Source organism: Adhaeribacter aerolatus (assembly GCF_007991635.1).
GTDB classification, from domain to species: domain Bacteria; phylum Bacteroidota; class Bacteroidia; order Cytophagales; family Hymenobacteraceae; genus Adhaeribacter; species Adhaeribacter aerolatus.
Genome location: NZ_BJYS01000026.1, coordinates 111,644 through 117,951, shown reverse-complemented (window position 1 = coordinate 117,951; position 6,308 = coordinate 111,644). Strand labels below are relative to the sequence as shown.

5 protein-coding genes are annotated in these 6,308 nt (G+C 46.3%); 2 read left to right on the top strand and 3 right to left on the bottom strand.

What is annotated here, in order from left to right; all coding sequences use genetic code 11:
- The first annotated feature begins 350 nt into the window (after positions 1-350).
- Together AAE02nite_RS17240 and AAE02nite_RS17235 are read left to right on the top strand one after the other, a co-directional pair.
- The gene (locus AAE02nite_RS17240; protein ID WP_146900424.1) at positions 351-1,280 is read left to right on the top strand and encodes a glycosyltransferase family 2 protein; all 930 of its coding nucleotides are present in this window, start codon (positions 351-353) and stop codon (positions 1,278-1,280) included.
- A 151-nt stretch (positions 1,281-1,431) separates the two neighbouring features.
- Positions 1,432-1,914, top strand: coding sequence for a regulatory protein RecX (locus AAE02nite_RS17235; RefSeq protein WP_146900421.1), 483 nt, complete (start codon positions 1,432-1,434; stop codon positions 1,912-1,914).
- A gap of 212 nt (positions 1,915-2,126) precedes the next feature.
- On the opposite strand, the gene AAE02nite_RS17230 is transcribed toward AAE02nite_RS17235, so the two are convergent.
- The 3 genes from AAE02nite_RS17230 to AAE02nite_RS17220 all read right to left on the bottom strand — a co-directional run bounded on the left by AAE02nite_RS17230 (position 2,127) and on the right by AAE02nite_RS17220 (position 6,227).
- The gene (locus tag AAE02nite_RS17230) at positions 2,127-2,756 is read right to left on the bottom strand and encodes a DUF4230 domain-containing protein (RefSeq protein WP_146900418.1); all 630 of its coding nucleotides are present in this window, start codon (positions 2,754-2,756) and stop codon (positions 2,127-2,129) included.
- Between the two features lie 48 nt (positions 2,757-2,804).
- Positions 2,805-3,713 (bottom strand): 1-aminocyclopropane-1-carboxylate deaminase/D-cysteine desulfhydrase, encoded by a 909-nt coding sequence (locus tag AAE02nite_RS17225; RefSeq protein ID WP_146900415.1) that lies wholly within the window; start codon positions 3,711-3,713, stop codon positions 2,805-2,807.
- Positions 3,714-3,779: 66 nt separating this feature from the next.
- Positions 3,780-6,227 (bottom strand): YfhO family protein, encoded by a 2,448-nt coding sequence (locus tag AAE02nite_RS17220; protein ID WP_146900412.1) that lies wholly within the window; start codon positions 6,225-6,227, stop codon positions 3,780-3,782.
- Between the last annotated feature and the right edge of the window lie 81 nt (positions 6,228-6,308).

Below are 6,308 nucleotides of genomic sequence, written 5' to 3'. Positions count from 1 at the left end.
TCGTTTATAAACACCATTATTACGTTTAGCCAACCACCGTCTGTTGTATATACGTAACTGGACTAACGAATATACTATATATAAAGATAATTATAAAGGAAAAAAGAAGCCATCTCTGGTCCGGCACTATTTTACTTTTCGTCAATCAACGGAGGCTTGCCACAACAATAGCGTACAAACTCCTCCGCCGGAATATTATTCCCGTATGCTGGTTCATATAAAGCAGTTCGGTCCACTTCGCGAAATTTATCTAGGCCATTTAAACTTCGGCCATTTAAAAGCAATCTGGCAGGCAGCCTGCTTTATATAACCCGGAAACCTTTATCTTTAAGCGTTAAAATAGCTTAACCTTGGATATTTCCGTCATTATTCCGGTTTACAACGAAGCCTCTAATATTTTGCCCCTGCATAGCCGTTTGCACGAGGTGCTGGCTACTCTAACAAATAATTACGAAATCATTTTTGTAAACGATGGCAGTACCGATAGGTCCTTGTCACTCATCCGCGAACTGGCGCAGAAAGATTTTCAGGTAAAATACATCGATTTCAGCCGCAATTTTGGCCACCAGGTAGCTGTGAGCGCCGGCATCGACAAAGCCCGGGGAAAAGCCCTGGTTATAATGGATAGCGATTTACAGGACCCCCCCGAACTAATTACCGCTTTATATGCCCGCTGGCAGGAAGGCTACGAAGTGGTATACACCAAGCGCCGGGCGCGAAATGGCGAAAGTACCGCCAAGAAACTTACGGCCCGCTATTTTTACCGGCTGCTCGCTCGCATCACGCATATTTCTATTCCGCTGGATGCCGGCGATTTCCGGATTATCAGCCGCAAAGTAGCCGAGGCGCTGAAACAGATGCCGGAAAAGCATAAATTTATCCGGGGCCAGATTTCCTGGATTGGTTTCAGTCAGACTTATTTGGAATACGACCGGCCCGAACGTGCCGGCGGAGAAAGTAATTATACCTATCGTAAAATGATACGGCTGGCGTTGGATGCGATTACTTCTTTTTCGAACCTGCCCTTAAAAATTGCCACCGTCAGCGGGTTCCTGGTTTCGGGTATTGCTTTTCTGCTGATGCTGTATACCCTTTATTCCCGGTTTGTCATAAAAGATTACGTACCGGGCTGGTCGTCGCTGATGCTGAGCGTACTGTTTCTGGGAGGTGTGCAGTTGATTTCCATCGGCATTATTGGCGAGTACATCAGCCGCCTCAGCGACAATGTGCGTAACCGCCCGTTGTATATTATAAACGATACCAATATTACCGAAAGGTAGCTAGTATCAGGTATTAAGTAGCAGGAGAATTTAGACCAAAGCTTCGTTTCAGGCGTTACAGTTTTGAAAGATAAATCAGAGGTCAGGGCAGTATTTTTAAACACTAAAGCTTAATCCTGATACCTGCTACTTGCTTCCTGATACTAAAACCATGCACGAGCCGAAAAAGAAGAAAAACTATACGAAGAAAGAAGCCCTAATTAAAATAGCGGCTTACTGTGCTTACCAGGAACGCAACCACCAGGAGGTCCGGAGCAAGCTTTTCAGCTACGGCCTCGACCCCGACGAAGTAGACGAGATTATTATTCAATTATCGGGGGAAAAACTCCTGGACGAAGAGCGGTACGCCAAATCGTACGTAAGAGGCAAATATAGCCTGAAACGCTGGGGCCGCCGCAAAATATTACAGGGCTTAAAAGCCCAGGGTATATCAGACTACTGCATTAGGCAGGGCATGAAAGAAATTGACCCGGAGGTGTACGACGAAAACCTGAAATATTTACTCGAGAAAAAAGCCCGAACCGAAAAAGAAAAGAATCCCATGCTCCGCAAACAGAAGCTGGCTTACTACCTCATGAGCAAGGGCTACGAAAACGATTTAATTCAGGATGCTTTAAAAAATCAGGAGTCTTAAATATTTTTGAATCAATAGAAAGGCATAATTAAATTACAACATTATTTTATCAGGAGCCTACAAACAGCATCAGACCAACTTATTACTTTAGGACTTTCGCAAAATGGTTTTTTAACATTGTAAATCCTCCCCCTTGCCCCCTCCGAAGAGGACTTTGGATAATTTTGCGAAAGTCCTGTACTTATTACTTATTACTTAAAACTACTAACTCTTCACCTTTTCGGCGGTACAACCGGGTTCTCCGTTTTCCGTTTTGGTACGAGCACTACGGTTTTACCGGTCATTCCTTCCAGCATCGGCTTTAATATTTTATCGGCGTTGCGGGCGGTTTCCGCTAATATTCCGGCATTTAAAGCCGATTGGCGCACATTTTTTTCGGCGTATTTATACGCTTCGTCTACCAAAGTCGCGTCCTGAAAATAGGTGTATTCCATGGCAAATATTTTGGATTTGCTGTGGTCTACTTTAAAGTAGCAGATTTCCGGTGCCGGTAATTTTATGGTGATAGTAGAGTCGTTGGTAAATGCAACGTCTTCTCTTGTAATCTGCCCCATATCAATACAGCCTACTGCTTCGCCGGCCACAATTAGCACGCTTCGGGAATTAGGCAACCACCGCGACAGCTCTTTCTTATATTCCACCACGTCTTTAAAATTATACCGTACCAGTTCCATTTTACCCAAGCCTTCTATTTTTTCCAGCACGGTGCTATGCGTTACCTGCACGTTTTCTTCGGGCTTGCCCAAAATAGTTTCTTTGCAACTGCGCCAGATAAATAAAGCGGCCAGTACTAAGATTAAAAAAGGTAATATTTTGCGAAGCAGGTAAACGAGAAAAGACATGATAACTATTGATTTCTGCTATATATACGCAATAACCGAACCAATCAGTTAAGTAAGCCTTACGCCCAGCCTTTCTTCCAGGCCGGCCAAGCCCTGCAAGCCCCCGGTGTGAATGGCCACGATAGCAGTATTTGGTTTAAAATAATCATTCCGGATTAAATCGTACAGACCGTAAAGCATCTTGCCGGTGTAAATGGGTTCAATCGGTACCTGGTGCTGCTGCCGGAAATATTGAATAAACGCTACTAATTCGGGTTTTATTTTGGCATAGCCGCCAAAGTGATATTGGGTTTGGAGTTCCCAGTTATCGTAGGTTTGTCCGGTGTAATGGGTTACCAGGTGCACAATATCTTCTTTCAAAAACGCGCCGCCTTTTAAGGCCGGGAAACCGATAACTTGCTTTTCTCCGGCTAATCCGGCTATGATGCCCGCCAGCGTTCCGCCCGTACCCGCTGCACACAAAAGGTAATCGTACGCCACCGTAATATCCGGCACTATTTCGGCGCAGCCTTTCAGGGCTAATAAATTGGTGCCGCCTTCTGGTAATAGGTAAGCCTCCGGATATTCGTGCCGGAGCTTTTCTAAAAAAAACGGTGTATTTTTCAGCCGGTATGCTTCGCGGTCGAGGTAATGCAATTGCATACCGCAATTGGTGGCAAAGGTTAAGGTGGGGTTTAAAGTTAAATGCGCTTCGCCGCGGATGTAGCCGATGGTTCGGAAGTTAAATTCCCGGCCAGCCGCTGCTACCGCCGCAATGTGGTTAGAATAAGCGCCACCAAAAGTTAACAAAGTATTTTTACCGCTCTCCCGGGCCGCCTGCAGGTTGTATTTCAGTTTGCGCCATTTATTCCCCGGAATAGTCGGGTGCAGCAAATCTTCCCGCTTCAGATACACCTGCACACCCTTAGTCGCAAACAGCGGGTCTTGCAGGAGCTGAACCGGGGCTGACGCTTTCATGATGTTCGGGTAATAAAATAAAAAAAGCGATGGTACTCCCATCGCTTTTTAATGAATAAACTAATATTATTTCTTAACAGGCTCCGCATATACTTTTTCCGGTTCGGACCGGAAAGCGTAAAACACGCCGCCCAGCACTATTAACAGCATCAGGATAGATGAAACCAGCGAAACGGTGTTGCCTAAGGTGTATTCTTTCGGCTCGAACTTAAACTCGATGGTATGCTGACCGGCGGGTACCTGCATACCGCGCAAAATATAGTTAACCCGCACATGGTCAACGAGTTTACCACTCAGGTAAGCATTCCAGCCATCTTTGTAATAAATCTCGGAGAACACCACAAAACCATCTGCCGCGGCATTTACCTGGTATTTTAAATAATTAGGTTCGTAGGCAGTCAGTTTAATACTGGAACCTTCGTTACTAAAATCTTTCTGCTTTATCGGGAATTTTGTTACGTCAATTACGGCTTCGTTCACCGGGGTCAGGTTCGTGAGGGCAGCCAACTCCTCATCGGGACTTTTAACGGGTATCAGGTGCTGCACAAACCAGGCATTACCGAGCGCCTGCGGGTTGCGTTGCACCGGATTCTGCGGATCGGTGGTAATAATATAACGGGTGTTCAGCATATTCAGCACCTCAACATTGTTCTGGGAAATGTGCTTTTCAATCACATCCTGGTAGCGCCGCAACTTGGCCCCGTGGTAACCGCCAATTGATTTATGGAAGTAAGAAGTACGGGCCTCGTTAAATGGATTAGACATATTAAACACCCGGTAACTTAAATCTTTGTCCTGCAAAATAGCCTGGTCGGCGGGGGTAGGCTCAAAGTGCGTTTCTACCAAACGCTTCTGGAAATCACCGTTATCCAGGTAGCGCTTGTCCACGGTCCAGAGATCAATTAAAACTAAAAACCCGATAGCCAGGGTAGCCGAAGTAGCGGTCAGTTTCTGTTTTAAGTAAAAATACAGTACCCCGGCAGCTAATAAAATAAATATTAACGACCGGAAAGCATCGCCGCGCATCATGCTTTCGCGGTCGGCGCGCAAAGCTGCCACCGGCCACTGCATTTGCTGCAACTGTTCGTCTACGCGACCCACAAAACTGGCCATGCCCGCCAATATTGCCACGAGTAAGCACAAGCCACCCGTAATTCCGGCCGCATACAATAATTTTTTCTGGATATCCTGGCGATTACCACCATTTTGTAAAAACCGGTACAGGGCAAACATAGCCAGCAATGGGATAGCCACCTGCGCAATAACCAACGCCATCGATACCGCCCGGAATTTATTGTAACCCGGAAAGTGATCGAACATGAAATAATTAAATGCTTCGAAATTGCGGCCCCAGGCCAGCATAATAGATAATATAGTAGCGGCCAGCAGCCAGTACCGGGTACGTTTCTCGACAATAAAAAGGCCCAGTACAAACAAAAAGCAAATAATAGCGCCTACGTAAACCGGACCGCTGGTAGAAGGCTGGTCGCCCCAGTACAGCGGCAAAGCCCCCAGTAATTCTTGCATTTGCCCCGGCGGTACGCCTAATTGGCTAAAAGCTTTAGCGGTTTCGGAATCTTCGTCGAGGCTGCCCTGGCTGGCGCCTCCGTAAAAGTTGGGAATAAGCAGGGTCATGGTTTCGCTTACGCCATAACTCCAGTCGAAGGCATAGGTACGGTCTAAGCCGCCGGAACTTACCTCGCCGGTCGTGCTGGGTTTTAATTCGGATTTGCCCCGGATAGAATATTTGCCGTATTCCATGGCCGTATACAAACGCCCGAAACTTACACCGGCGGCAATAATCGCGGCCACGCCCAACACCAATACCCGTTTAAAGTAACTACCCAGCCATTTCTCGCGGATAGCAAATATTAGTTGCACCACGCCAAATATTAAAACCATCAGCAACAGGTAATAGGTAATTTGGGGGTGGTTGGCCCGGATGTGCATGGTGAGGCCAAAAGTAAACAAAGCCGCGCCTAAAATCAGGTGCCGGGTACCACGCCGAAACGCATAAAATAACCCCGCCAGGGCCAGCGGAATGTAGGCAATTGCCAAAGACTTGGTATTATGCCCGGCTTCCAGAATAATGAGGTTATAAGAGGTAAAACTTAAGGCAATGGCGCCCACCAGCGACAGCCAAATGCTCATGCCCATTACCACAAATAAAATATAGGCGCACAACAACGTCAGGAAGATGTTAGCAGCCACAGCCGGCAGGTTTAGCGTAATAGCCTTATGAATATACACCGATAAATCGCCGGAGAATGCCGTATTTATTAAATAAGCCGGCATACCCCCAAACATCGAGTTCGTCCAGAGCGCCTCTTTACCGGTGCGTTCGCGGTAATCTATAATTTCTTTGGCCATGCCTTTCGATTGCAGAATATCGTTCTGCACCAGGCTTTTGTCTTCGAATAAAATAGGAGAAACGTAAGCAGCCGTTAAGACTAAAAAGAAAAGGACCGCCAGTACATGGGGCAGCACGTGCGCCTTAAAATTAAATTTGGGCATGAAACAGGTTTGTTTTAATTCTTAAAAATTAATCCGGATTCTACTCCCGCTGGTTGCAGGCATAAAACCCGGATTAACTTA

Excerpts from the sequence above, each read along its gene's own strand:
- AAE02nite_RS17235 (WP_146900421.1), top strand. The coding sequence starts at position 1,432 with ATGCACGAGCCGAAAAAGAAGAAAAACTATACGAAGAAAGAAGCCCTA.
- AAE02nite_RS17230 (WP_146900418.1), bottom strand. The coding sequence starts at position 2,756 with ATGTCTTTTCTCGTTTACCTGCTTCGCAAAATATTACCTTTTTTAATC.
- AAE02nite_RS17225 (WP_146900415.1), bottom strand. The coding sequence starts at position 3,713 with ATGAAAGCGTCAGCCCCGGTTCAGCTCCTGCAAGACCCGCTGTTTGCG.
- AAE02nite_RS17220 (WP_146900412.1), bottom strand. The coding sequence starts at position 6,227 with ATGCCCAAATTTAATTTTAAGGCGCACGTGCTGCCCCATGTACTGGCG.